We start from the raw sequence: 27000 nt of genomic DNA on the forward strand, positions 1-27000 counted from the left end.
TCAGGATTGTGTCGGAATTTTGTGCAGTCGATCACAGCGTGGGGCGTGCGAGGGGTGGGGTTTGGTGGGTTACAAACCGGGGACATCGTTTACATTTCTAACCGGTGACCTTGCCCACCACATCCTCAAGCGGGACTTGGCCCATCAAGCGGCTGTCGTGGCTGACATCACGGTTATCGCCCAACAGGTACACATGCCCCGGCGCGACATGGAGCGGCGCCAACTCAAGGGAGTAGTCCTTTTTGCCACGCTCAGCCGGTGCGTGAAACAACCCCAGGTTCTCACCGTTGCGGATCACCTCACTTAACCTTTCAGCTACCCGCTTGACTGCTAATTATTGCTCCGCTCGCCAATCGACATAACCTTTTACCTCAATTAATTGTTTGAGGATGAAGCTTGAGAAGTTATCGGCCAGCACCCTGACCCCATCGATCTCCGAATCAATCGCTACTATCGACCAGTTATTGCCTGCATCAAAAGCATAAAGTACACCATCGGAAGTACCTGCAAAAACATACATCCGGCTATATGCATCCACCTCACATCCGGCGATGGCCGCGTATTTATCTGGACCATCTTCTATATAAAGTGCGCTGTCTAAATCGCCAAACCCAAAGGTTCCTAGAAACGCCAGATAGTCAGCAGGGGCGCTGTCGCGGTCCGCTGCATCGACCCCACTCAATACGGCTTCACGATCAGTCAAGCAACTCCCGTAATCACCCTCATAAAGTTCAGCGGAGGTGATATGGTTAATAAGCTCGCGAATTTTAAGTGCGTTTTCCATTATCATTTTCCGAATATTTTATTTGCAGGACCTTGGGCCTTCACAGAACCGGCGCCCACTGAGAAAGCAAGATCGGCACAGCGATAGACTTTCGCAGATTAGCCTCGGCAAAGTCGCCTTTTCAGTGTATGTACGTTACTTAAACTTCCTTACCAAAGCCCAATACAAACCCTAATAAATAAATAACAAAACACACGAACGCCAGTGCAGCCCTCCCTACTGGATTTGCGTCTTTACCTAAACCACCTGGACCAATAGAGACCCAGCCACCTCTCAGGTAGGCAAATACAGCTTGCCCAAACCATAACTGAAGCATCAGCGCGCTAAAAAATGGCCTTGCATCGCCCCAAAATCGAAAAAAGCAATTGAGTAATGCGGCAATCAGCAGCAATACCCCCAATAAATACCTGTATTTGTAGAAAGTCGACTTCATGCTAATTCCCCTTGAAAACTTCAATAGCTCTTTCCGCCAATTCGTCCCAGACCTTAGCAATACCCAGTGCATTGGACACTCTCAATGCAGATGCTGGATTACCTGCCAGTGTTGCATCAGTAGCAATTGAACAATTAACGCAATTATGAGTTCGCCCAGCGTCTGGATAATCGGGATTGACGTTCCTTATTGAACCGGCAGGTTCGTCCGCCCCTTAGCACCCGATTCATAGGGTCCGTCTTTATAAAACCCATCATCACCAAAGTAGTCTACCGCGGGACATAATGTGGGTTGAATCGTCAAAAGCGACAGCGCGCAGTCGTCCTCCTTTATCTCACCATGCCCCCGCTCCTGCATAAAAGCAAAGTATTCATCGGGAGCCGCTGGCCACTGCTGTCGCATCCCACTCACGTCACCCTGTTTCATACTCAACCTTGTGTACCTGTCACAGACTTCGGAGTAGTTAAGCGTCACCGCATTAACATCATCTACGACACAATTCCATTTCCTGCCAAATTCGTACGCCAACCATAAATACATCTCCATCGAGCCTTTCGAATGACCCAACTGCATTTCGATCATTGTCTTAGGAGGGGCACCCAAAAAATTTTCCCAATCGAGAATATCTTTTGAATCATAAAAACTCATGAATTTTTCGGAATTTAGTAATGAAAAATATAAAGTGGCCTCATCCCAATTCAATACTCCACGATTACGTTTTCCGATACTAACGACTCCGCCTATAGAGTGGATAAAATCAGCAAACGCGTCTTCATCAATAGCCACATCCGATATGATTGAAGCCGAGTCGCTCATATTATAACCCTACTTTTTTGGCACCATACACGAACAATCAAAGGGGACAGATTTATTTAATTGCTACCAGCCAGCATCACATTAATTAAATCCGTCACCTTTATCTTCCAGCTGATTAGCTGCTAAGTAAGTGCCATTCAGATCCGCCCCCTTTTTCTTTATACCAACTAACACGCGCAGCTGCAGAAGTAGCCGGCACTCTCAGCTGCACTAGTCGCTTTTGCCCCGAGCCCCTCCGACCTTTTTAAACGTACAATCATTATTCAACTAAAGAAATTATTCTTTTCTCTAAGAAATCGATAAAATTTTTCGCATACAAACTAGAAGTTTGATTAGAAAGATCAAGCCTATAAACAGGATCTCCCCATCATTAAGACCATCGTCCGTGGCAAAATAAAATGATTCCCCTGCACCCGGCGGGTCACAGATAAATAGCCTCTCCATCCCACACAACCCATTTCGTCCGTTAACGATTGACATATAAACGATATCACCACCCCTTACACTATCAAAATCCATTTCGTAGACACTATAAATCTCCTCCCCAGATATTTCCCCGCCAGAATAATACTTCAGCCACCATTTATAGCTATCAGGCAATTTCAACGCAAGACGAGTTTCAGCTTTATAAATCCACTCATCAGCAATGCCATCACCATAATCAGCAAATTCAACGAAATCCGACTCTTGAATAATCCACGTCTAATTACTCCCCGCTCCGAGCCCGCAACTTCCAATAATCCGACTGATAAGAGCCAAACTCTTTAGCCTGCTTTGTCAATGTTTTTGCATTCAAATCCGTAGGAACTGAAACATGGGAAAATAGGGGTCAGACCACAATTAATGTAACCGTAGTCTGCCCCCTATTTTCTTCCAGATCAGGTGCAAAAACACCGGCGCTAGGATGGTGCCAGATCACATCTAGGCTTCTACAACTAACAAGAGACATTCAAACCGCAAGCAGAGATAAAATCACTTATCGGCATATCAAGAAAGCTACTCTCTCCAGCGGAAAGAACATCTTCCAAAGTGACGATGCCTTTTTCAAAGTCCAAAGAAACGTAAAAGCAATTAAACTCGAACTCCCTGAGCAGAACGTTCTTTGAGCACATCCGCTCATCAAAGGCATCTTTCAAAACAGAGCGAACGCCGTCGTCCAACTCTTGGGCGACAAATCGTTTTATTAGTGAGCCGCCATTGCTCATAACCACTCCTAACTAGTAGAGAAATAGGGGTCAGACCACCAATATACATTGGTGCACTAATCGTGGTCTGCCCCCTATTTCCCTGCGACGATTTGTCATACCACTTAGTATCCTCCGACACTCAGAGGAAAGAGGGGCCTGACCCTGAGGAATCCCCACCGTATTGTCCCGTTCGAGATTGGCGGATATGGAGCTATTGGTGCGCGATGAAGTACACCGGCAAGCTCAGAAGCTAGAGTAGATTTGTGGGGACTCCTCAGGGTCTGCCCCCTTTTTTTCACTTATTCAGCCGTCGCTTTGACTCAAAATATTTATCTCACGCCAGTAGACAGTCGCTGGTAGAGACTGATTCTGATTAAACAAGGAAAAAACCTCGATTACATCATCAATATTAAACCACTCATCCTTTTTTAATGGTACACGGCCCGCACCAAACGACAGCAAGCTTCCATCTTCAAAGTTTGTACTAGAATTTGAATGATAACCTCTAAACAGTTTTTTACTTTTAGCGTCATATCTTTCAATAAAACAAGTGAATCTGCCTCCAGCCACTTGCACATAGTTACCCTCATCATCAGTTATACATGCGAATGAGCTAGGGCCGTAGCTTTTTAATTTTTTTAGCGTCTTTATAATCTGCGCTTGATTTACACCTACTACTACAGGACTATTTTCGGCTTCGAGCTTCATATTTCCCACCTTTATGGCACATAGACTGTTGTAGCGCTTTCGATGACTTGTCCATTTAGCCGTCCTTTCCCTTGCGCCCCAAACTCATTAACAAAGTAATCGGTAAATTCTTGATAGCTGGTCTTACTAGCCGACCCGCTTTTTACCTCAAGACCGTGCAATTTACCATTTGCGTCACGTACTACAATGTCATACCTACGATCACCGAGAGGACCTTTAACAACCATCTCAGTCCCCACAACTTCCATTCCATTTGATTCCAAATGTTTAGCAAACTCATCTGCCTTGGCTGTTCCCGGAGGAGATACACCAGTCGGGCTTGCAAGTTTTCCATCAGGGGTTCGATAGCTTCCATCTGAATGCTGTTTTATTTCGGGAGTTAGATTGGTCTCTAAGCCAACTTTCGTCCCCTCAGTTGTAGCTGTATCTGCTACCTCGTTTGGACCATCAGTCGCTTTTGGCCCAGCCTCCTTTACCGGGTGGGCATCCGGCGAGACAGTCGAGGTATATGGCGCCTTTCCTGTGCCCGTCCCTTTTGCACCATTTCTAAACGCATAATTATTTTTTAGTCTCTGGCAGTGGTTTTAATGGCGCGGACACATCCTGTGCGCTCTTTAAACTACGACTGCCAGAATGTCAGACAGACGCCATATTCATCGAGAAGATCGTCAGCAATTTCAAACTGAAATACCTTTTCTGGAAAGGCATCGGATAACGCGCGCTTCCAATATCTAGTGATCTGTTCAGCAAATAAATGACAAAGACGATAGTCTTCTTCCGACAGGCCCACTTTAAATACGGGTCGTCCCGGTGCATCCTCCCACTTTGAAAAGAACTGATTTATTGAAAAAATATTTCTGTATCGTTCAACGTCTCTACACGATGTACTTTGTTCCAACATACTAGATTCGGTCTCAACCAGCCCGTTCAAATGAAATTTTTGCGGATCGTATTGCTGAGCGTTAGGCAGCCAGAAAATGTGACCACTGACCTCAATAAAATCAGGAGAGAGCAAACCTAGAACAGAAATTGCCTGTTCTAATGAAACCAAGTGCCCTACATATGAAAAAAACTCCCCGGAGCCAATATCTGAAACAAACAGATTCAACGACTCTTTAGAAATACTACCCTGATAAACTTTCATCATTTTAACCCTAAGCTATCAAGAACCGACTGAGGAACATTTCCCTCAAAAGCTTTTGTATCACTTCCCTTCTTGGGGAAATATGTTCCATTCGGAGCTTGGTTCCATTCGACCACCTTAATCCGAGAGCTAGACACATCATATAGCGCACGCCCCTCAGGACCGTAGACAACAACATGCCCATTTCCAAGATTCGCATAAGAATCGGGAGTTTGCCCTTGCAACGGATACTGAACACCACCACGCGTTTCCGTGACCGTCACATTCGTTTCCCTGAGTCCCTTGGTATAATCTAAATCAATAGTACTACCGGCAGAGTCCGTAATGAACCTGGGTGTATTTGGAGCGTTAGTAGTTGCTTTTGGACCGCCCCCCTGAGTTCCCGCTCCTCCCTTACCCTTCCCAACAATCGAAGCAATAGACGTTTTATCACGCCCTATCGAAGCGCCAGAAGCTGTCAGCACCTCCTTCCCAATTAAAGCCGCTTTCTCCCAGGCCGGCAGCGAGTTGTACAACAACCCCATATCGTTCTGGTTTTCTTCGGTGACAAACTCCTTCAACCGTGATGCGTCTGCCTCAGAAAGGCCGAAGTACCAGCGCAAGCTACTGACACTATCTGCCGTCTGTATCCCCCCCTCATATTCAGACTGATAACCAACGCTGCAAAGCCCTACCTTACCCGCACAGCCTGCCAACATCTCTGCCCGCTTCTCAGCGCTCAGTTTTTTGTATTTCTCCCAAATGGCCTCTGTTGGCTCGCCTTTCTTATTGGCGTTTATGAGCTCCTTCTGTAAATCAACGACATCTTTCGCGCTCAGTTGGTTATTTTCAACCGCATTCTTCCCAACCTGCGCGGCTGCCACCGCATTCAGCGCGTCCTTGCCAACCAACGATCCGGACAGCCCAGCCGCCAGGGTCGAGAGACTGGAAATTGTCTGCTTTTGCGCTTCGGACAGGTTTTCGTTACTGACTCCGCCATACAGACTTTCTTTGATCAGCTGTGCGGTTTTCTCCGCCGCCACGGCCCCGGCGGCCCCTGCCAATGCCGAGTTACCACCCGCCCGCGCCAACACCGCACCCAATACCGCATGGGCCATCAGATTCGCGTTCGGGTCACCGGCAGTCATCTTCTTGACCGTCTGCGCCAGATACGGCGCCGCCGCCCCCGCCAACGCACCACCAACGCTGCCACCCATCGCCGCTTGCACCACGGCTGTCACCGCCTGGCTGGCTTTTTGGAAGCTGCTGCCGACGCCGTAATCCTGTTGGGCACGCTGGCTGATCTGGGCCTGTGTCGGGTTGGCGTTACCCTCATCGATCAACTTCTGGCGCGTGGCTTTGCTTACATCACTGTCGGAGTTGTCGGCGGCTCTGATCCTGGCCGCAGCAATCGCATCACCAATGCCCTTGGTCAGCTCCATCGAGCTTTTGATCAGGTCCATGCGCTCTTGCATGGCCTTTTCGTCAGGCTTGTCGAGGCGCTGGTTGGCGTTGGCCGTGTCGCGGTTCAAGCCGACGAGGTCGTTGGCGCCTTCGGGGTTGCGCACTACGATCGTGCCTTCACTCACCGCGCTACGCGTATAACTGTGGTCCGAATCGTTCAGCGACATTCCATACAAGGCACCCGGCGTGAGGGTGCTCGCGCCGCTGCTGTAGGAACCAGAGACGCTCATGCCCGCCGACTTGCTCTCGATCTCGCTCTTGTTCTTGATGTCACTGACCAGCAACCGATCGGTGAGCAGCAGGTTCCTGTCGGCCGTAGCCTCGCTGGCAATCACCGCGCCTTTCAGTGTGGTGGTTTTGGCCACGTCGATGGTATAGCCACCCTTGCCGGCAAAGAAGCCGCTCTGGTCGGTGACGGCCTGGTAGTCGCTGTTCATCTTCGACGCCGCCAGGTTCGCCGACGCGGTGACTGGGGAGCCATAACAGATCGGCGGAATACAGATGCTCGCACCGAAGCCTGCGCTGTTCTGCTTGCTCTTGGACGTTTCGGTGTCTTGGCGCGACAGGATGTTGAGGTTGCCGCCGATGTTGGCATCGATACGCTCAGCGCGTACCTGCGCCCCGATCAGGCTGGTGTCCTGGCCGCTGCGCAGCACCAGCGAGCCGGTGTCCAACGTGGTGTTGACCTGGGTGACGGAGCCGCCCGACCCTAAGTTCTTGGCGGTTTGCGCGCCCAGGTCGATGGTGAAACCGTTTTGCTCGCCGATGTTGAAGCTGGCGCCGATGGCGGTTCTGTTGCGCGAGCCGTCGTTTTTGCGGTCAGTGGTGTTCTGTGCGCTTTGCATCAGGATGTTGTTTTTCGCGGACAACAACGTACTGTCGGCTTTCAACGTACTGCCGGTAATCGTCAAGTCACCCACAGTGCCCGGCGCATCGCCTGTAGCAATAATCGACAGTTTGCCCCCGGCGTTGAGGTTGCTCTGGTGAGCGGTCTGCGCCGTGTATTCGCTGCTGCTTTTGGTGCGGGTGTTGGCCAGCTCGGTACCGATCTTGATCAGTGAGCCGTTGCCGGCAGAGCCACCGGTCTTGTCCTTGAAGCCGGTGCTTTGCTTGGCGAGGTCGCCCGCCTGGTTATTCAAGTTGTACATCGACAGCGCCGCCTGGGCGATCTTCACGGCCTTGAGGCGCGGGTCGTCGGAGCTGCGTGCCGCCTCGGCTGCGTCGCGGATGCTGTTGGCGGTGTCGACCACGGTGCCCGCAATCACCCGCCCAACCGCCAAGCTTTTTGAGCTGTCCTTACTGGTCTGACTGGCCGTCTCCATCCCCGAGGTGACGGTGACATTGGCCCCACTCAACTCCATGTTCTTGGTGCTCACCAGATCACTGGCCACCACCTTCAACTCACGCCCGGCCGTCAGCGACACATTGCCCGCACTCGAGCCAATAGTGCTGCCGGTCAAGGTCATTGCTGCCCAGGGCGGTGGTGCGTTTTTCGTCGACTTTGTCCTGGACTTTGCTCGACTTCAGGCCGCCCCAGCTGCTTTTGCTTTCCTTGCGTTCGTGGCGAGCGCTGTCGGCGTTGCTGACGGCGAGGATGTTCACGTCTTGGCCGGCCACCAGTTGCGTGGCGCCTTTTTCAGCAGTGACGGCACTGCCAGCCAGCAGCAGGTCTGCACCGGCGACGACGGTGCTGTTCGTCCCCGCGCTGACCAGGCTGCCGACGTTGTTCACAACGTCGGTTTCATCCAGGCGGAATTTTTTGCCCTGGGAGGTTTTCTTGGTCTTGCTGTAGAAGCTGTAGTCCTGGTCTTGCGCGGCTTTGAGCTCGAGGTTTTTGCCGGAGACCAGGTACGCCTCGTTGCCGGCGTTGACCTGGCTGGCGACCAGTTGCAGGTTCTGCCCGGCGCTCAGGGTGGCGTCGCCGCCGGCCTTGATCACGCTGGACACTTGCTGCACGTGGTCTTCGATGCTCTTGACCTTTTTCGTGTTGCCCGTGGAGTGTTGCTCGTTGGCTGCCGCGATGGCGTTGAGGTTGGCGCCGGCTCGAAGGGCGACGTTGGCCTTTTGATGCCTTGCGTGTTTTTACGCTGAGGACTTATAGTCCGCCGGTCGTCCAAAAGGGCGATCGGATTTGGCGATCCGTTGACCGTATGCGAAAGCTTTCTGCTTGCTTGCAGGGGTTTCCGTACCCGCATCGCTGCTTTATGGCAGCTGTGCGCGGGAGACCTTCGGGTCTGCCGGAACTCGGTCCCGGTTCGCCAACCTGCGTACAGCTGTCACCCATTCGTTTGGCGACGATAGGTGACAGCTTTCATTACATCGACCGAGGTTTTACCTATGAATAGATACATGCCGCTTACGGGCCATGACTCAACCATCCCCGCGCTGGTGATCGATACACAAGCGCCCCTAGATGTTCTCTATGATGCCGCCGCGTATCGCATTCGTGCGGTAACTCAATTTTTGGAGAACCTCGCATTTCGGGAAGAGATCAGCAGTGATGCGATTGTGCTTCACGACTTTGCGCTGTTGCTGGCTATTCCGCTGCGGGATGGGTGTGATTTGTTGGATGTAATTGGGCGGAAGTTGAATTCACAAATTTCATAAATAAAAATGGGCGGTTATTTTCATAACCGCCTTATTTAAAAAATTTCAAATAGATAAAAATAAAACTAATTTTTAAAGATCGTAATATTGCAAGCTCAATTCCATAGACACTCAAACAAACGTTATCTGACCTCGATTACCCGCTCTACCACCCACCACGCCCGGATATAAAAGATTTCACATAATCCCACCGTGCAACTATCCAGCACACAGCAAATAATGCTGACAAGGGAAATCCAATCCAGATGAACACCCAGTTCGAATCTGTGCGAAGCAGTATACCAACCACTATGGCGACCATCATGCCGAAAAACGTACTCACCCCACACACCACCGCCGACAATGAAACTATCAGCAGCAGGGTATTTATAAGTTTACTTACTCGCATCGACCGCCTCATTGTTAAGGCTATTGCCTTTTGCGCCCACGGACAGAAAATATAGCAACATTGCACCACCATACGGCGCCTTTTTACCAAGAATAAATTGGTTATTAAAAAACTTTCTGACCGTCACATCAAATATTGATTTTTTCTTATTTAAACCATCAGCCAACCCCATCTCCAGAGGTACTTTTACAAACCCCGAACCAATTGACAACGCGAAAGCACGAGGGGCGGCAAGAGCTGAGGTACGCAAGAATGGGCATCCGAAGAAGGTTAAGTAAGTGCCATCAAATCTGTTTCCCTTTATTTTCTACTCTTTCTCTTGCACTTGGTATTACCTGAGTACTGTTTCACTCGCTCGATGGCATGTCAGGGTTAGCCTAACCTAGCATAAAACATCTACCAACCTCTGCGGCCCGTTACGAACTCCTTTACATACGTCCATCGGCTGACTGTCCAGTAAACAGCCAAGACAATTGAAAGTGGCGCGCCGATCCAGAGATAAACCCAATCATCGGTTGTTTTTAGAAGGACGCCGATGAAACCGGAAACCAGAACAGCTATAAAAAAACTAATGCCATAAACAACGCCCAATAAGCCCACCGCTAAAATGAACATTCGAATAGGGTTAATTCTTATCACGAGAGGCCTCCTCATAGAAAGTGTAGCCCTTCTCACCCACAGATTTTAGGTACACCGCTGCAGCGCTCCCATAGCGAATAGGCTTCCCAGTCCAGAAGTAGAACTGGTTGTTATCAAATTTTCGCACCGTTACACCGAACATTGATTTTGACCTATTCAAGCCGTCTGCAAGACCTAATTTCAAAGGTACCTTCACAAAACCGGCGCCCACTGAGAAAGCAAGATCGGCACCGCTATAGACCGTAGGTCCGTAACCACCAGGGATAAGATCAAAGGCGGCTCTCACGGGGTTGCTGTTGTCATTCAAGCCGGTGTAATGGTTCCACACGCCAGATCCGCCTTCCCACATGTTCCCCGCGCCAAACGTCATCATAGGCGCCCCAAATACACAGCCTGCGGCCGTGGCACACAATACCCCGCCAGAACCTACACTAATGCCCCCGCTTACCAAGGAGGTTGCGCTACCAGCCAGAGGAATAACATCGCGCGTGCCCCAGTCCTTCACGCTGTCAGTAAACGAATAATTGAATAAGCCCTTGTCTTTCTGAGCATCCGCCCACGCAAGTTCATTGCTCAAACCGACCATATCAGCTTCAGTCAGAACCGCATCGTGATACTCCTGGGTACCTCGATCCAACTGAGCCCAGCACTGAATAACGTAGCACAACGCTTTTCGCAGATTAGCCTCGGTAAAGTCGCCTTTCTGCGCCTCAGCCTTGATCGCCGCCACCTCTGCCTCATGAGCCGCTCGATTATAGACGTCCACCGACATCGCATTACCACCCGCAACGACTGCGCTGGCGGTGCCATTTCCGGAGCCAACCGCAGCGCCGACACCTACAGCGATCAATGCGGCCATCGTATCTTGGTCCACTCCCTTGATGTCATTTTTACCCAACGCATCAGCAATGATCGGCATCAGAGCAGCAGACGTTCCCGCCCCCAACGCGCCGCTCTGCACATTGCCGCTGGACACCCCAATAGCCGCCCCCGCCAACGCGTGCAACATCACACGCGCCGCACCGCCTTCAGCCCAAGCCGCCCGAGTGGCCGCATCCGACTTCGGATCAGTCGCACGTGATTGGGCATAATCGCCAATTTTGTTGAAGATATCGCTGGAGGCCGTGTTAGCGACAATGCCAACCGTCGTTCCAACAGGCGCACCACCCAGCCCTGCGGCGATCAGCCCGGACGCGATATCGGCCATTAACCGTTTGTCGCCACCGACCTGCCAGCGCTGGGCTTCCATGTAAGCGGCATTCGCTGCGAGCACCGTTTCAGCGGCGTCCGGCGAACCGGTCTCGGTTTGGGTTTTGGCTTTATCGGCCAGTGCTTTCGCCTCATCGGCCTTCGCCTTGCCTACCGCACTGATCACCCCACTGGCCAACTGCGCCGAGCTTTGGATCAGGTCAATACGCTCTTGCATGGCCTTTTCATCAGGTCGGTCGAGTTTCTGATTGGCATTGGCGGTATCGCGATTTAGCCCCACCAGGTCATTGGCACCTTCGGCATTGCGAACCACAATCGTGCCTTCGCTGACCGCGCTACGGGTGTAGCTATGGTCTTTCTCCTTGAGCGCTATCGGGATGCTGCCGCCCATCGACGCACCGCTGGTACTGCTGGAAGACACCGAAATACCAGCAGACTGACTTTTGATCTCGCTGACATTCTTGATATCGCTGACGATCAGCCGATCCGTGCTGAGCCGGTTCTTATCAGCTGACGCCTCACTGGCAATCACCGCGCCTTGCAGGGTGGTGTTCTTGCCGACATTGATGTCGTAGCCGCCCGTGCCCGCATACAAACCACTCTGGTCGGTCACGCCCTTGTAGTCGCTGTTCATATTGGCGGCGGCAAGGTTCGCCGAGCCCGCTACGGTAGAGCCGTAGCAGAACGGCGGGACGCAGATACTCGCGCCGAAGCCTGCGCTGCTCTGTTTGCTGCGCGACGACTCGGTGTCCTGGAGGGAGATGATATTGAGGTTTCCGCCAATATCTGCCTTGATACGGTCCGCACGAACCTGGGCGCCTTTGAGGGTGGTATCGCCACCGCTTTGTAACAACAGGCTGCCTGTATCGAGGGTGCTATTGACCTGAGTGACGGAGTTACCGTTGCCATTGTTCTTGGCACCCTGCGCTCCGAGGTCGAGGGTGAAGCCGTTTTGCTCGCCAATATTGAAGCTGGCGCCAATGGCGGTTTTATTTTTCGACCCTTCGTTTTTGCGGTCGGTGGTGTTCTGTGCGCTTTGCATCAACACATCGTTTTTGGCTAACAACAACGTGTTGGCGGCTTTCAAGCTGCTGCCGGTGATCTGGATATCACCCTGAGTACCCGCCGCTGCGCCCGTGGCAACGATCGACAAGTCTTGCCCTGCGTTGAGCGTGCTCTGCTTGGCGGTGACACTGTTGAATTCGCTGCTGTTCTTGCTGCGGTTATTGGCCAGTTCAGTACCGATCTTGATCAGCGAACCGTTGCCGGGCGTGCCGCCGGTTTTGTTTTTGAAGCCGGAGCTTTGCGCATTGGCGTCCGAAGCCTGGCCATTCAGGTTGTAGGCGGCGAGGGCTGCCTGGGCGATTTTGACTGCCTTGAGTCGTGGGTCATCAGCGCTACGGGCCGCTTTGACGGCGTCGCGCATGCTGGTGGCGGTGTCCACTACCGAGCCCGCGATCACCCGCCCAACCGCCAAGCTCTTGGAACTGTCCTTACTGGTCTGACTGGCCGTCTCCATCCCCGAGGTGACGGTGACATTGGCCCCACTCAACTCCATGTTCTTGGTGCTCACCAGATCACTGGCCACCACCTTCAACTCACGCCCTGCCGTCAACGACACATTGCCCGCACTCGATCCAATGGTGCTGCCGGTCAAGGTCATTTCATTGGCGGTGCCGTTGTGTTTCGAGCTGTTGATGTACAGCTTCTGGTTGCCGGTCATGTCATCCAGACCGAGCTTGTTGCCGGTCAGCACGCCGGTGAGGTCGCGATTTTTTTCCTTGTGCATGTCGGTGCGGGCGAAGGTGTTTTGCGCCGCGTCGATGGTCAGGTCGCGGCCGGCCTGTACGGCGAGGTCGCCGGTGCTGACCAGGTTGGAACCGGTGACCGTGGCGTCGCGTTTGGCGGCGACGGTGACCGTTTCGCCGGAGACCATGCTGCCCAGGGCGGTGGTGCGTTTTTCGTCGACTTTGTCCTGGACCTTGCTCGACTTGAGGCCGCCCCAGCTGCTTTTGCTTTCCTTGCGTTCGTGGCGAGCGCTGTCGGCGTTGCTGACGGCGAGGATGTTCACGTCTTGGCCGGCCACCAGTTGCGTGGCGCCTTTTTCAGCAGTGACGGCACTGCCAGCCAGCAGCAGGTCTGCACCGGCGACGACGGTGCTGTTCGTCCCCGCACTGACCAGGCTGCCAACGTTGTTCACGACGTCAGTTTCATCCAGGCGGAATTTTTTGCCCTGGGAGGTTTTCTTGGTCTTGCTGTAGAAGCTGTAGTCCTGATTTTCGGCGGCTTTGAGCTCGAGGTTTTTGCCGGATACCAGGTAGGCCTCGTTGCCGGCATTGACCTGGCTGGCGACCAGTTGCAGGTTCTGCCCGGCGCTCAGGGTGGCGTCGCCGCCGGCCTTGATCACGCTGGACACTTGCTGCACGTGGTCTTCGATGCTCTTGACCTTTTTCGTGTTGCCCGTGGAGTGTTGCTCGTTGGCTGCCGCGATGGCGTTGAGGTGGCGGGTGGCAATCAGGTTGACGTCGCGTTTGGCTTCGACCTGACTGGCCACGGCGCTGATATCGCGCCCGGCAATTACGTGCAAGTCGCGGCCGACCTCGACCACGGAGCCCTGCTGGGCGATGGTGGTGAAGCTGGAGCGGTTGCCGATGGCGCCGCTGTCGAGGCTTTTTGAAGCGGTGATGTTGACGTCGCCCACGGCCCTGACCGTGGTGTCGGCGCCACTCTTGAGCACGCCACCGATGTTGTTGACGTTGCCACCGGCTCGCACGGCCAAATCGCCGGCCGATTCAATGCGCGCGGCACTGTCGACGAAGTCGCTGCGTTCGGTGCGGTAGCTGCTGGCGCTTTCGTGGGTGGTGACGCTGCGTTCGTTGAGCAGGTCGGTGCCGGCGGCGAGGTTGACGTTGCCCGCGCTGATCACGCCGCCTGCGCGGTTGCTCAGGTTGCCACCGCTGAGCAGGTCGAGGCGACCACCGGCTTGCATCAAGCCGCTGTTGGTGAGGTTGCCGCCGACGTTCGCCAGCAGGCTGCCGGTAGCGCGCAAGGTGCCGGCGTTGTTGAGGTTGCTGCCGGTGATCAGGTTGACGTCCGTGCCGGAAATCAGCGCACCGTTGGGCGCCAGGCGGTTGTTCGCCTGGGCCAGGTACAGCACCGGCACCAGCACTTGTTGCCCGGCGACGGTGGCGTTTTCCAGCCACACGATGTCGTGGGTCAGGGCGGCGACTTGTTCGGCGGTGAGGCTCACGCCCACGGACAAATTCAGGGCGCTTTTGCTGCCGATGGCGTTGTCCATCAAGTGCTTGAACAGGTCGGCGTCGCTGGTCTGGCCATCGATAAACCGCTGGCCGGTGCGCGCGAGTACGGCTTGCTGGATCAGGCGTTGTTCGTAGAAGCCGTCACCCAAGCGACGTTGCGCGGTGTCGGGGTCGTAGCCGAGCTTGGTGAGCATGTAGTCCGAGCTCATGAACTGACGCATATCAGTGAGCAGCGGGTTGGTTTCAATCAGGTATTTGTGCGGGTTGGCCGCAAACTGGCTGGTGGGCAGCCCGGTCGCACCGTCTTTATCGTTGAGGTGGAACAGGCCGTTCTCGCCGGTGGGCAGGTCGAAGCCGGGCAGGCTCAGTGGGTTGACCTGTTGCTGGGCAACGTCCGGCGGCAATTGTGGGTTGAGCTTGACCTGGGTCGAGTAGCCCGGCGCCTTGGTGTTGGCGCCGCTGCCGACGTAGGTGTAGCCACTTTGCACGACGTTGTTGTCGATGCCGGCCTGAGCCTTCACGTCAACGGAGCCGCCCGCCTGGATCACGGCGGCGTAGCTCTGGTCCGGCGCCATCAGCTGGGTGGTTTTGCGCAGAGCGGTTTTTTCGCTCTCCATTTTGCCGATGAACGAGGCCATGGCGGCTTCAACGCCGTCCATGTTGTTACCCGCCGAATAACGCTGGGTAAAGGCGGCCGCCTCGCGGTACCAGCCTCCCGGCCTGCGCTCGCGTTCGGAGGTAAAGATGCGGTCGTATTGGGTGTCGTGGGTCACCAGGCCGACGTTGCTCAGTTGGTCGACGCGCACGGTCATGGCGCCGCCGGCAGCGATGCTACTGCTGCTGTTGAGCAACGTGCCGCCGGTGAGCAGCATATCGGCGCCCGAGGTAATACCGGAGCCGGCCGTGGCGTCGGTGACGACAAAACGATCGCGTTGGGTGATCTGGAACGGGCGGTTCTGCTTGCCGCCTTCACAGTCGCCGCCCGTCACGCCGTCGATACACGCGGTGGGCGTAATGGACGCGCTGTAGATGCCGGACGCGGTGGTGAGCACGGTGCGGATGTTTTCGAGCGTGCTGGCCGCCAGGATCAGGTTGCGCTCGCTCTCGATCGTTCCCGAGCTGTTGATGATGCTGCTGGCCAGGCCGCCCTGGCCGTCGCGGTCGACACGCAGGTTGCCCATGGCGTAGATCGCGGCGCCGAGGTTTTTCAGGCGGTCGACCTTCAGGTTCATGTCGCCGCCGCTGAAGATCAACCCGTGGTTATTGAGCAGGTTGCCCACCGCCAGGTCGAGGCTGCCTTGGCTGGCGACGGCGCCGCCCACGGTCCAGTCCCGGCCGATGCCGACCAGGCTGCGAGTGCCGAGCAGTTTGCCGGTGGCGGTCTGGTTGAGGGTGTCGACATTGACCGTCAGGCGCCCGGCCTGGATCGCGGTGCTGTTGGTCCAGTTGGATTGTTCAAGGGTCAGGTCGCCGTAGGTCACCAGGCTGCCGCCGACGTCGTCCAGGCTGATGCCGCTGAGGTCGAGCGCGCCGGTGCCGGCGTGCAACACCGTGCCACCGGTGTTCTGGAAGGAAGTAGCGGCGAGGCTCAGTTGGTCGTTGGCCGTCTCCAGACGGCCGCTGTTTGTGAGCATGCCCCCGATGGCGTAACGGGTTTTGCCGCCGCTGCCCAGGGCGCGCATTTGCCCGCTGTTGTTGAGGCTGGCGGTGGCGACATCGAGCGTCGTGGCGCTTTCGATCAAGCCACGGTTGGTCAGCGCGCCATCGAGTTTGACCTCGATCTGGTTGCCGGCGATCTCGCCACCGTTATCCACATTCAGGCCGGTAAGCCGTACGCGATCACGGGCAAACAGCGCGCCGTCGCCGTTGTTGAAATCAGTGGCGTGAACCTTCGCATCACCGGCTTTGGCGGCGATGCGCCCGCCGTCGTTGTCGAGGGTACCGGCCGTGATGGTTACGCCGGCCTTTTCGCTGTGGATCAGACCGTTGGCGCCGTTTTGCAGCAGGCCGGTGGCGGTGAGTGCCAGGCCACCGCTGGCGGCCAGGGTGCCTTCGTTCCGGTTGTCGATGCTGTTGGCGAACAGGGTCAGCAGACCCTGGCTGGCGAGCTTGCCGCCTTGGTTGTCAACGTGGGCCGCGCGTTGGATCAACAGCGGCCCGGCGCTGGCCAGCTTGCCGTTGCGATTGATCAGGTCGCCGATCAGGTCCAGGGTGATTGCACCGCCACCGGTGAGGCTGCCGGCGCGGTTGTCCAGGGAGTTGCCGTGGAGGGTGAAGGCACCGGTGCTGTCGATGATGCCGCCCTGGCTGTTGTCCAGCAGGCCGCTGACGGTGAGGGTTTGCACGCCGTCGCTGAGCAGTCGACCTTTGTTGCGGTTATCGACGCTGTCGGCAGTAACGTTCAGCACCTGTTTGGCGTTCAAGGTGCCGCTCTGGTTGTTCAGGGTCGTGGCGGTGACGTTGAGCTCGCGATTGGCGATCACCGTGCCGGTGTTACTGATGTGCTGGCCATCAAGCTTGACGTTGCCGAGGGGGTTGCGGGTGTTGTCGGCGTTGACCCCGGCCTCGACGATGCCGTTGTTGATCAACTGGCCTTTGCTGGTCAGGGTGATGTTGTCGCGCGCGGCGAGCGTCTTGCGGTTTTTCAGTTCGCCTTTGGTTTGCGCCGTGAGCGTGGTGCCCGCGTAGACGGCGCCGTTGGTTTCCAGGCTGGCCGCCTTGATATCCACCGCGCCGCTGGCCGCGGCCTGGGCCATGCTCAGGTGGCCGTTGGCATCCAGTTGAATATCGCCGCCGCTGGCGGCCAGCGTGCCGTCGAGTTTCACGCCCACGCCGGCTTCGGTGCCCACCAGTTTGATCGCCCCGGCGTACATGCCGCCCAGGGCCGATGAGTCGATGGCCAACTCCGGCTTGGCGCTGCCGTCGTCGGCGCGCGCGGTGGTTTTAAGGCTTTGTGCGTCGACGTCGTTGCGCCCGGCAATCACGGTGAGCTGGCGCGCGTTGATCTGGGCGTTGATCTTGGCCGAACGGGTGATGATTTCGAAACGGTCGACGTTGCTGGCGTTCAAGCCCTGGCCGTCGATGGTCACCGCACCGCCGTCCACCTGGTAGCGGTCGAGGCGCCCGGCCTGGTCGATGATCGGCTTGCCGGTGGTCAGGGTGACGTTGGGAGTGTTGATAAAGCCGCAGCCGTTGCAGCTCACGCCATAAGGGTTGGCCACGATGACCTTGGCCGACTGGCCCGCCACTTCGGTGTAGCCGCGCAACTGGCTGGGGCTGCCGCCGTTGACTTCGTTGAGGATGACATTCGCGGCGCCGCCCTTGAGGTTCGGGTTGCCGACGATGATCCCGCCCAGTTGCGTGCTTTGCACCATGCCCGTGGCGTTGTTGAGGATCACGCCGTTGGGGCCGACGTTGTAGTCCTTGAACTGGTTATGGGACAGCCCGCTGCCGTTGGGCGTGGCGATGTTGACCACCGGCACGCCATTGCCCGCCTGCCCGACGGTAGTGCCGGGCCCGCTGACCACAATGCCTTCGGCCTGGGCCAGCAGCGGCTGCCAGAACAGCGCGTTGGCCAGGACCAGTGCCAGGCCGCGTTGTGTCAGGGTTTTCAGGGCGGTAGAAGGGCGAACGTCCATATTCAAAATCTCAAAGGCTGCGGGCGTTGAATTACAGGTAGAAATCCAGGCGGAAATAGATCGGCGCTTCGCGCTCGGTTACCACGCCAGGCCTTTCCAACGAATGGGCAAACGTCACGCTGGTGCTGACGTGCTTGCCACGGGCGAACAGCTCCAGGGAGTTACTCGACACACGGCCATGCTGGTCTTCGTTGTAGCGATCGTTGCGAATCACGCCCTGGTCGTAGCCGACGCTGGCGCCGTACTCGGCGAAGGCCGGGCGCATCCAGTCGAGGGTCACCGGGCGGGCCCAGCGCACTTCGTTGCGCCAGTAACCGCCACTGTCGCCGTTCAGTTGCTGGTCCTTGAAGCCACGCACCGAGTACGAGCCGCCAAGGCTCATGCGTTGTGGTGCGTACAGCACGTCTTCACTGCGCTGCCCGGTGGCCAGGCTGGAGAAGCTCAACGACTCGCCCCACAGCGTGAACGGCTGCAGGTAACTCAAGGTGGCGGTGTATTTGCGATAGCGCGGGGTGGGCGTGAGGTTGCCGCGAATACGGGTCTGCTCATCCTTTTGCGCATCAAAGGCACCGATGCCGTTTTGCATGCCCACATCAAGGTTGACGAACGCGCTGCCGATACGGCGCCCGTGGCTGACACCCACCTGAAATTCGCTGAGGCGGTTGCTGCTGACGTCCAAGCGTGTGTCGTTGATGTAGTTGTTGGTGCGCAAATGGGTGAGGCCCACATTGACCGACGTTTTGCTCACGTCGTCGCGATGCACCACGCGTTCGGCGCGCAGTTGGTGGTTCTGGCTGTCGCCCCATTGCTTGTATTTGAAGTCGTCGACGCTGCCCGGCGTGCGGTAGTCGCTCTCGCTGTAGGTGTAGCTGAAGTTCCACCAGCCCCACGGCACGTTGTAGTAGAGCATGCTGTTTTTCGAGGTTTTCTGGTGGTCGCTGATGGCGTCGTGGCCGCCGCGCAGTATCAGTTGGTCAGCCAGGCCCAGCGGGCTGTCCCACTCAAGGCCCGCGCCCCATTGCTGTTCGCCGGTGCTTTTCTGGCCGTCGTTGTTGCGCGACAGGCTGGCGCGCCAGGGTTTTTGCGGCTGGTTCCTGACCAGCACTTCACTGCCGCCGATCTGCGTGCCGGGGCTCAGTTCCATTTGCGCCTGTTTGGACGGCAAACGGCTCAGTTGATCCACCAGTTGCTCGACTTCACGCAGGTTGAGCGCCTCACCCACCTTGCCGGGAAACGCCATCGCCAGCTCGCGATCGGTGACCGTGCTGCCTTGGGCGCCCTTTATGCCTTCGAGTTTGCCTTCGACCACCAGCACTTGCAGATGGCCGCTGGACAGGTCCTGTTGCGGCAAGTAGGCACGGCTGGTGACGCGGCCCTTGGCGATGTAGTAATCGGTGATGACCTTGAGCAATTGGTTAAGCTGCGCCACGCCCAGGCATTGGCCCAGATATGGTTTGAGCAGGCGCGCGCGATCGGCGGCGGACAGGCTGTCGGCGCCCTTGAGTTCAATGTCCTGGATGGGGAAGCAGCGGATGCCCGCCGGCAGTGCCGGGGCCTCGGACGTGCTGCCTTTGCCGGGCAGGTCCTGGAGTTCTTCGAGGCGCCGACGTTGCTCTTCGAGCAGACGGTTCTGGCGGTCGCGGATCAGGTCCTGATCCCCGGGCGTGGGGGCGGCCATGGCACTGTTCAAGCTCACATAAGTGAGCAGCAAAGTGCAGAGGAAATACCGAGTCCGTGGCAATAAAAAAGACATATTCGGTCCGTCGAAAATCAAGGGCCGGGAAACTAACATCGAACTTGCGCCAACCCAAGAAACTGAGCGAGTTGCACATCCGTACCAGTTATCCACGCAACACATTGATTAATAACAACAAATAAATATCAAAAAGTTAGACAGCCTCAAACTGGAAGTATTCTTCCGACAGGCGGCAACTGTTTCGATAGCGATTCGTCGGATAACTTAGAAGCTGCCATTATTTAGCCAGCAAGTTCTTTCCGAGATAGGTTAGTACCGAAAAACCCAGATAAGTTCGCGGGGGTTTTGTGAATTGGATCGCACTTGTCGACATTCATCTTCAAGGTCCAATGGCTATCCACAATGTGGAAGGGGCTTGCTCCCGACAGCGGCGTGTCAGTCGATGCATCGTTGACTGAACCATCGCAATCGGGAGCAAGCCCCCTTCCACATTGGGTTGGATTTACGATTTTTAGCTGGCGTCTTTGTTCTGATCCTTGCCGGGCACCAGGGTCAAGCCGGGCTTTTCCACGTCACGCGAGACATGGGCTTTGACTTCCGACACGCCGCCGTCTTCGTCGTTGTGGATCACCAAAACCCCCGGCCGGCGCAATTGCTCCAGATCACCGTCAGCCAGGCTGAAACTCTCGCTCAGGCGCTGGTCGCTGAGGGCCTTGGCCTCGGCGCGACGCTGGGCGAACTTGCGCCCCTTGCGTTGCTGGTAGCGCGCCCAGGTCACCAGGATCACCGCGTTGAACAGCGCAATCCACAAGTAGATCTGCAAAGTGTTCAGCGCCGCGAAGATCGGCGCTTCAATGCGCGGGCCACCGTGGGTGTCCAGCATCGAGGTGATCCCGCGCGCCAGCAACCAGACCAGCCCGCCCCAGGCCATCAGGGTCAGGATTACGTCGATGATCCACATCACGGTACTTTGGCGAGTTCTGACCAGTTTCATGCTCACGCCTCCTCTTCGACAGGTTTGATACCGCGGTCCGGGCTGACCCAGCGCGCACGCTTCTGGTGCTGGTTGAACAGCACTTTGGGGAAACTCACCAGCGTGGTGAACAAGCTGACCAACCAGAACACCATCGGGTACCACACGGTCCAGAACAGGGTTTTCCACAGGTCTTTCTCGTAGCGCCGGTCGATCAGGATGCTCACCGCAAACTGCACCAGGCACACCATCGCCAGGACCAGGCCGGTAAACGCCGGCGGCACCAGGGAGTCCACGGCAATCGCCTGGGGCAGCACGATGAATTTACCCAGGCCCCAGAAGATCACCGACAACAGGAAAGTGAAGGCCCAACCGGTGGACAAGCAATATTCGAACAACAGCGGCCACAGATAGCGATGGCGCCATTGCCAGATGCCACGGATGTTCTTGAACAGCACTTCGGCACCGCCCTGGGCCCAGCGCAGACGCTGTTTCCACAAGCCGCCGACGGTTTCGGGCATCAGGATCCAGCACAGCGCGCGGGGCTCGTAGAAGATGCTCCAGTGATCGAGCTGGAGTTTCCAACTGACATCGATGTCCTCGGTGATCATGTCGGTGCTCCAGTAGTCGATGCGGTCCAGCGCCTTTTTACGGAACGCCACCACCACACCCGACACCGTGAAGATCCGCCCGAACACGCGCTGGGTACGCTTGATCAAGCCGATGATCGAGGAGAACTCGCCCACCTGCACGCGGCCGATCAAGGTCGAGCGCGTACGGATACGTGGGTTGCCGGTCACGGCGCCCAGGCGTGGGTTATCCAGCATCGGCGCGACCATATAAGCCGCCGCGTTTTTGTCGAGCAGCGCATCGCCGTCGATGCACACCAGATATTCGCTGCGCGAGGCCACGGCGCCCATGCGCAGGGCCACGGCCTTGCCCTGGTTCTGCGCCAGGTGCAACACGCGCAGCCGCGGGTGCTCCAGCGCCAGGGCGTCGAGTACCGCAGCGGTGTTGTCCTTGGAGCCGTCGTTGACCGCGATCACTTCGATGTTGGGGTACAACTGGCCCAGCGCCGCATGGATGGTGTCGGCGGCGTTATCACCCTCGTTGTAGCAAGGGATGATGATCGAGATCAGCGGGTTGCCGGCCAGGGTCGGCGCCGGGGTGTCTTCTTCCCAGGGCCAGTGGCGCTCCCAGTGCAACCAGAAGTACAAACCGCCGGCGATCCACAGCGCCGACATGAACAGCGGGTAGAAAAACACGAAGTCCATCAGGAACTGCCCGGTAACCAGGAAGATCAGGCCCAGGGGCACGCCCAATACCAATGCCAGCACGAATAAAGCCAGGATTCTGTCGAACATGGTCAAGGGTTCCATTGGTTGGAAAGGGCCGGACGCACAGTCTTCAGGTCCGGGGAGTTTTCCAGGAAGTTGTCCGGGTAGTAGCCAAAACTCGTGACACCCTGGCGTTTGAGTACGCCCATCCATTCGGCCATTTGCTCGGCGGACAGGTCGGGGGCTGCCGGGGTACGCCAGTCCTTGGCTTGCAGCTCGAACACCGTTCGCTGCATCGCACCGGGGCGGGCCTTGACCGTGGCCACCAGTTTTTCCAGCCAGGCATTGGAGTTCTTGAGTGTCTCGCCTTCCATCAGCGGCATGGCCATGGGCGCGGTCCAGTCATAGGTCTGGAGGAAATCGTCGAGGTTCTGCGCGAACCAGGCTTCGCTCTGCGGGTTGAGCATCGGCTGGGCGAAGATATTGCGCGCGGTCAGCACCTGCGGCCCGGCAATGGCGCGGACCTTGGCGGTCAGCTCATTGGTGAAGTCGATCAGGTAGCGGCTCTTGAAGCGCGTCCAACGCTGCATTACCGCAGGGTCGGCGCGCAGGGCGTCGATGCTGTCTGGCAGGCCGTTGGCCGCGTAGGCCTTGAGCGCTGCGGGGCTGGCGTCTTCGAAGTCGGAGAACACGGCGTCATCGTGGTACAGCACACCGTCGATCGCACTGTTGCGCGCCAGGTCCTCATAGAGTTCACCAATGATTTTGCGCACCTGCGGGTCGAACGGCGACAGGCGTTTGTATTGGTCCGGGTCGATGCCCACCTTGCCGGTTTCCGGGTCCCAGCGCGTGACGCGGGGCAGTTTGGGGTCAAGGGCGAAGCTCAGCACCGGCATCCACGCATATACCGCCGCATGGGCACGGGTGTGCAATTGCCAGGCGACACGGTTGAACAGGTCGGCGCGCACCGGCAAATGGCGATTGGGGAAATACAGCGAGTGCACCAGGCCGTCACCCTTGGGGTCGGCGAAGGCTTGCAGGAACACGGTACCGGCGCCCATGTCCACCACGCGCTGTACCAACTGGTCGAGGTTGCGCGCTTGTTGGGCCGGGTCAGGGTCGTAGACGTTGTCCAGGTCCACATGCAGCACGCGCAGCGGCGCCGGGGTTTGCACGGCGACAATGCTGTTGGCGAAATGCTCGCCGTCCGGGTCGGAAGCCACCAGGAAGCGCGGGCTGTTCATCAAGTCACTGGAGCTGTCGAGGCCGTCTTCCAGGGTCAGGGCCATTTGGTAGCCCTGCTCGCCGACGATCGCCAGCGAGGTGCCTTTGGCGGCGCCGTAGGGCCATACCCACACCCGTGGTTTTTTGCCGGTCACGGTTTGGATCTTGTTGGAGATCGCCACGACATCGGCACGCAGCCGTGCATCGAACTGCGCCTGGCTTTCGTAGCGCCCGGTGGCCGGGTCAAAGCGCAGAGACGTGGCGGCCGGCTCCAGGTTGCCCTGGGGGTTGGCCAGGATGCCTTTGTGATTGGCATCGGTGTGCGCGGCGATTTCCACCAGGCCCGACTGCGACACTTCACGGATCTGCTGCCAGGTCAGGAACTCGCCACGTGGCCGGGGCGAGCCGGCGAAGTCCACCGGTTGGTTGAGCGGCGTATCGATCCAACTGCCCACCGGCGCCAGCAGGGCCGGCCAGCGGTAGGCGCGCAGAATCGGCATCACGCGGGTGTAGAAGCTTGAATAGCCGTCGTCGAAGCTGAGCATGACGGCCTTGGGCGGCAGCGCGGGGCCGCCATTGCGCGCGGCCAGCACTTGGTCAACGCTGACCGCCTGGTAGCCGTTCTCGCGCAGCCAGGCCAGCTGTTCGATCAAACGTTCGGTGCGCACCGCCACCACAGCCTGGTCGGGGTCGCGGTCCGAGACGTCATGGTAGGCAATGCCCAGAAAATGGTTTTTCGGCCACGCCTGTTCGTTGGCCGGTGTCGGCCGCTCGGCGGGTGGAGTGAAAGGGGCGGGTTGCTGGGCGCAGGCACTGGCCAGCAATACACCCAGAACCAACAAGCAACGGCTGAGGAGGGTCATGGTCAGGCTCTTTTAGAAACGGTAAGTGAGGTCGACGAGCAGGCGCAGATCGCGTTCGCGATCACCGTCATAAGGTCGGCTGATCAGGCTCAGGTTGGCACCGACGTCCAGTACATCGTTCCAGCGAAAGCGTTGGCCGTAGCCGATCAGGGCCATGCCGCCGGTGGAGTAATCGCGCTGGCTATAGGTGCCCGCACCGACCTGGAACTGCTGACTCCACTGGGTCTCGTAGCGGTGATAGAGCACGTGATTGATGGTGACGACGGGCAATACGGTGAAATCCGACTTGGGATTGAAGTACACCGTGTCTTCCTTGCTGTTGCGGCTGGCACCGACTTCCAGGCCCAGGTCTACCTGCACTTTCGGTGAGCTGTAGATGCCTTCGCGGCCGGTGAGCAAGGCTTCCAAGCGGTCGTTGCCGTCGCTGAAGTGGGACGGGCTGAGGGACAGTTTCCACTCACGGCTTTCGTTGGCGCGCCAGCGGATAAAACCGCTGCCGCCGTTGGCGGTGATGTCGGCATTCAGCGCACGCAATGGCGTGGTGGCCGAGAGGTAATCGAGACTGGCGCCGTATTGCCAGTTGTCGTTGATGTCGTGGGCGAACGCTACGCGGGCGCCCTGCTTGGAACCAAAGCCATAGGAGTGGTTGGACACCTCGGCTTCCAGGGTCAGGTCACGGGTGCGCCGCTCCACGCCGACACGCTGCCAACGGTGGTGACCGGTGCCTTCTTCAAAGTCGGCGGTGGCATAACCGGCGCCAGCGAACAGGCGCCAGTCTTCGTCGATGGGCGGCGTGTAGATCACGCTTTCGATGCCCCAGTCGCGGTTACCGGCCACCGCACCGGCTTCGTTGTCACCGCCGCCGCCGAAGCTTTTACCGGTGTAGGCTTCGACGCGCAGTTCGGCCATGTCGTGTACATCGCGCAGGCGTTTGAGGCGTTGCACCTGCCGGCTGTCTGGGTTGCGGGCCACCACGTCATCGGTCAGCACATCCAGTTGCCGCCACTCTTGCAGGTCCATGGCGGTGTAGGCCTGGCTGATTTCCAGGCCAATGTCACGCGGCGCCTGGGCTTCGGTTTCCTTGAGCACGCCTTCGGCACGGCGCGGCAGGTCACGGGCGCGGTACATATCGGCCTGGGCGAGGCGCAGGCCGACGTTGCCGGGGGCTTTGGCCACCAATGCTTCCAGGCCGGCTTCGCTGCCCGGCAGGTCACCGCCATACACGCCGGCCTGGGCCGACAGTTGTTGCGCGTCCATCCAGGCGTCGTTGGGGTTGCCGATGGGCAGGCCCTTGAGTTCGACCCGAGGTTTCTGGCTGTTGGCGAGCGCTTTGGCAACCTCGTTGGCATCCTCGCCTTTGTTGCTTTCCTGCAAGGCGTAAAACAACGCCGTGGTGTCTTCGACCCGGTCGTCCGGCTCAGCGTCCGAAGCACTCAGTGCCTGGCGATACAACGGCTCGGCTTTTTCCGGCAGGCGTTGGTCGAGGTATGACGCCGCCACCCAGCGCACGGCATAGGTCGGCAGTTGCACGCCTTCGCCTTTAAGGGTTTCGTACTCGCGGATGACCTCGGCGGTGCGCGCCCTGGCCTTGAGCGCGCCCAGGCGGTCGATGCGCCAGCGCACCACATCGTCATGGGCGGTGGCGTCCGGGGTCCAGCGGGCGATGAGTGTGTCGTAGTCGGCCAAGGCACGGTCGGCCACCACATAGCGGTCTTTTTCGCTGCGCGTGGCGAACTCGGCCATGCGCACGCGCTCGGCGGCGAGGTCGCCTTCGAGGCGGCGCTGGGTGACCGCGTCAAGCAGGCCAGGGCGCTGGGCCGACAGGCGCAACGCCGCTTGCGGCAGGCGGGCCTTTTGCAGGGCGACGATGTATTCGCGGGCGACTTCAGGTTTGTCGCCGGCACGGGTAAACGCCTGGTCGAATTCAAACAGCGCGTCGTAGTTCAGGCCGGCGCGGGTCAGCGCGTAGCCCAGGGCCATGCGCCGGTTAGGGTCATCCGGTTTGGCGACCACCAAGGCGCGGGTGCGTTGCACGGCTTCGTTGGCCTTGCCGCCGTCGGCCTGGGTCAGCGCCAGGCCCAGTTGCAGGTCGATGTTATTCGGTTCACGCAGCAGCGCCTGGCGATAAACAGCTTCAGCCTGGGCCCACTGCTTTTGATTGCGATAGGTACGCGCCACCGTGGCGAGCGCCTGGGTGCTGAGGTTGCGATTTTTGCCCTGGGCCTCGTACACCTTCAGCACTTCGGCGTCCTGGCCGGCCCAACCGGCGATCACCAGGTGATCGCTGACCTGGCCAGGCGTCTGGCGTTCGGCCGACAGCTGGCGCAATTGGGTGAGCGCGGGCGTGAAGTTGCCGTTGCGCGCCTGAATGATCAGCGCGTCATAGGCCGGGTCGGCCATGGCGAAGGTGGGTATCAGCAGTTGGCTGCATAAAGCGGCCCCGACGAACAGTCGCAACCGGCCTGATGCACTGAGTGGTAGGTTTCGCAACATATCGTGAGCTTCCTTACACACGGAAAGCTGTAACGATAGGTGATCCTGAGCGAAGCGCTCAGGGTGCCGGCGTCTAATGACCCGGCCTAGCTTTCCTGTGCGAACTATCTCTCAGGAAAGTAAGAAGAAATTCAAATCAGAACAATTGTTCAGAATTGGCTGATCGCTTTTTTGCGCTACGCAAAAACAAATGTGGGAGGGGGCAAGCCCCCTCCCAC

The 27000-nt window shown here is 57.5% G+C and carries 18 protein-coding genes; 1 reads left to right on the forward strand and 17 read right to left on the reverse strand.

Annotated elements, in window-relative coordinates:
- Positions 1–97 precede the first annotated feature (97 nt).
- The 10 genes from AB4O23_RS03265 to AB4O23_RS03310 form a co-directional block, all read right to left on the reverse strand.
- Positions 98–298 (reverse strand): S26 family signal peptidase, encoded by a 201-nt coding sequence (locus AB4O23_RS03265; protein ID WP_017526121.1) that lies wholly within the window; start codon positions 296–298, stop codon positions 98–100.
- A gap of 36 nt (positions 299–334) precedes the next feature.
- Positions 335–784: an SMI1/KNR4 family protein gene (locus AB4O23_RS03270; protein ID WP_017526122.1), complete on the reverse strand. Its 450-nt coding sequence runs from the start codon at positions 782–784 to the stop codon at positions 335–337.
- 139 nt (positions 785–923) lie between these two features.
- A complete protein-coding gene (locus AB4O23_RS03275; RefSeq protein ID WP_080598116.1) occupies positions 924–1217 on the reverse strand; it encodes a hypothetical protein in 294 nt (97 codons plus the stop codon).
- A gap of 186 nt (positions 1218–1403) precedes the next feature.
- The gene (locus AB4O23_RS03280) at positions 1404–2033 is read right to left on the reverse strand and encodes a hypothetical protein (RefSeq protein WP_460062186.1); all 630 of its coding nucleotides are present in this window, start codon (positions 2031–2033) and stop codon (positions 1404–1406) included.
- A gap of 288 nt (positions 2034–2321) precedes the next feature.
- Positions 2322–2639: an SMI1/KNR4 family protein gene (locus AB4O23_RS03285; protein WP_440447078.1), complete on the reverse strand. Its 318-nt coding sequence runs from the start codon at positions 2637–2639 to the stop codon at positions 2322–2324.
- 329 nt (positions 2640–2968) lie between these two features.
- Entirely contained in the window at positions 2969–3238 is a 270-nt protein-coding gene (locus tag AB4O23_RS03290; RefSeq protein WP_460062188.1) for a hypothetical protein, read from the reverse strand.
- A 285-nt stretch (positions 3239–3523) separates the two neighbouring features.
- Complete coding sequence (locus tag AB4O23_RS03295) at positions 3524–3928, reverse strand: hypothetical protein (protein WP_074848310.1); 405 nt, start codon at positions 3926–3928, stop codon at positions 3524–3526.
- A 619-nt stretch (positions 3929–4547) separates the two neighbouring features.
- Complete coding sequence (locus tag AB4O23_RS03300; RefSeq protein ID WP_080598196.1) at positions 4548–5072, reverse strand: hypothetical protein; 525 nt, start codon at positions 5070–5072, stop codon at positions 4548–4550.
- Positions 5072–7981, reverse strand: a complete 2910-nt coding sequence (locus AB4O23_RS03305; protein WP_460062192.1) for a hemagglutinin repeat-containing protein — start codon at positions 7979–7981, stop codon at positions 5072–5074. The genes AB4O23_RS03300 and AB4O23_RS03305 overlap by 1 nt, the downstream gene beginning before the upstream one ends.
- The gene (locus AB4O23_RS03310; protein WP_460062194.1) at positions 7917–8471 is read right to left on the reverse strand and encodes a hemagglutinin repeat-containing protein; all 555 of its coding nucleotides are present in this window, start codon (positions 8469–8471) and stop codon (positions 7917–7919) included. The genes AB4O23_RS03305 and AB4O23_RS03310 overlap by 65 nt, the downstream gene beginning before the upstream one ends.
- A gap of 393 nt (positions 8472–8864) precedes the next feature.
- On the opposite strand from AB4O23_RS03310, the gene AB4O23_RS03315 reads away from it, so the two are divergent.
- Positions 8865–9122, forward strand: a complete 258-nt coding sequence (locus AB4O23_RS03315) for a hypothetical protein (protein ID WP_032883635.1) — start codon at positions 8865–8867, stop codon at positions 9120–9122.
- A gap of 374 nt (positions 9123–9496) precedes the next feature.
- On the opposite strand, the gene AB4O23_RS03320 is transcribed toward AB4O23_RS03315, so the two are convergent.
- The 7 genes from AB4O23_RS03320 to pgaA form a co-directional block, all read right to left on the reverse strand.
- Positions 9497–9760, reverse strand: coding sequence for a hypothetical protein (locus AB4O23_RS03320; protein WP_135196969.1), 264 nt, complete (start codon positions 9758–9760; stop codon positions 9497–9499).
- Between the two features lie 375 nt (positions 9761–10135).
- Positions 10136–18256, reverse strand: coding sequence for a two-partner secretion domain-containing protein (locus AB4O23_RS03325; protein ID WP_460116520.1), 8121 nt, complete (start codon positions 18254–18256; stop codon positions 10136–10138).
- 31 nt (positions 18257–18287) lie between these two features.
- Positions 18288–20009 (reverse strand): ShlB/FhaC/HecB family hemolysin secretion/activation protein, encoded by a 1722-nt coding sequence (locus AB4O23_RS03330; RefSeq protein ID WP_460062200.1) that lies wholly within the window; start codon positions 20007–20009, stop codon positions 18288–18290.
- 454 nt (positions 20010–20463) lie between these two features.
- A complete protein-coding gene (gene pgaD, locus AB4O23_RS03335) occupies positions 20464–20946 on the reverse strand; it encodes a poly-beta-1,6-N-acetyl-D-glucosamine biosynthesis protein PgaD (RefSeq protein WP_065876852.1) in 483 nt (160 codons plus the stop codon).
- A 2-nt stretch (positions 20947–20948) separates the two neighbouring features.
- Positions 20949–22289: a poly-beta-1,6-N-acetyl-D-glucosamine synthase gene (pgaC, locus tag AB4O23_RS03340; protein ID WP_017528394.1), complete on the reverse strand. Its 1341-nt coding sequence runs from the start codon at positions 22287–22289 to the stop codon at positions 20949–20951.
- Positions 22290–22291: 2 nt separating this feature from the next.
- The gene (pgaB, locus tag AB4O23_RS03345; protein ID WP_116079826.1) at positions 22292–24289 is read right to left on the reverse strand and encodes a poly-beta-1,6-N-acetyl-D-glucosamine N-deacetylase PgaB; all 1998 of its coding nucleotides are present in this window, start codon (positions 24287–24289) and stop codon (positions 22292–22294) included.
- Positions 24290–24301: 12 nt separating this feature from the next.
- Complete coding sequence (gene pgaA / locus AB4O23_RS03350; protein WP_065876854.1) at positions 24302–26782, reverse strand: poly-beta-1,6 N-acetyl-D-glucosamine export porin PgaA; 2481 nt, start codon at positions 26780–26782, stop codon at positions 24302–24304.
- Between the last annotated feature and the right edge of the window lie 218 nt (positions 26783–27000).

It is taken from the genome of Pseudomonas sp. H2_A10, from assembly GCF_054680085.1.

Bases quoted from the DNA above. Each gene is read 5' to 3' on its own strand.
- AB4O23_RS03270 (WP_017526122.1), bottom strand. From the start codon at position 784: ATGGAAAACGCACTTAAAATTCGCGAGCTTATTAACCATATCACCTCC.
- AB4O23_RS03275 (WP_080598116.1), bottom strand. From the start codon at position 1,217: ATGAAGTCGACTTTCTACAAATACAGGTATTTATTGGGGGTATTGCTG.
- AB4O23_RS03280 (WP_460062186.1), bottom strand. From the start codon at position 2,033: ATGAGCGACTCGGCTTCAATCATATCGGATGTGGCTATTGATGAAGAC.
- AB4O23_RS03290 (WP_460062188.1), bottom strand. From the start codon at position 3,238: ATGAGCAATGGCGGCTCACTAATAAAACGATTTGTCGCCCAAGAGTTG.
- AB4O23_RS03295 (WP_074848310.1), bottom strand. From the start codon at position 3,928: ATGAAGCTCGAAGCCGAAAATAGTCCTGTAGTAGTAGGTGTAAATCAA.
- AB4O23_RS03300 (WP_080598196.1), bottom strand. From the start codon at position 5,072: ATGAAAGTTTATCAGGGTAGTATTTCTAAAGAGTCGTTGAATCTGTTT.
- AB4O23_RS03305 (WP_460062192.1), bottom strand. From the start codon at position 7,981: ATGACCTTGACCGGCAGCACTATTGGCTCGAGTGCGGGCAATGTGTCG.
- AB4O23_RS03315 (WP_032883635.1), top strand. From the start codon at position 8,865: ATGCCGCTTACGGGCCATGACTCAACCATCCCCGCGCTGGTGATCGAT.
- AB4O23_RS03325 (WP_460116520.1), bottom strand. From the start codon at position 18,256: ATGGACGTTCGCCCTTCTACCGCCCTGAAAACCCTGACACAACGCGGC.
- AB4O23_RS03330 (WP_460062200.1), bottom strand. From the start codon at position 20,009: ATGTCTTTTTTATTGCCACGGACTCGGTATTTCCTCTGCACTTTGCTG.
- pgaD (WP_065876852.1), bottom strand. From the start codon at position 20,946: ATGAAACTGGTCAGAACTCGCCAAAGTACCGTGATGTGGATCATCGAC.
- pgaC (WP_017528394.1), bottom strand. From the start codon at position 22,289: ATGTTCGACAGAATCCTGGCTTTATTCGTGCTGGCATTGGTATTGGGC.
- pgaB (WP_116079826.1), bottom strand. From the start codon at position 24,289: ATGACCCTCCTCAGCCGTTGCTTGTTGGTTCTGGGTGTATTGCTGGCC.
- pgaA (WP_065876854.1), bottom strand. From the start codon at position 26,782: ATGTTGCGAAACCTACCACTCAGTGCATCAGGCCGGTTGCGACTGTTC.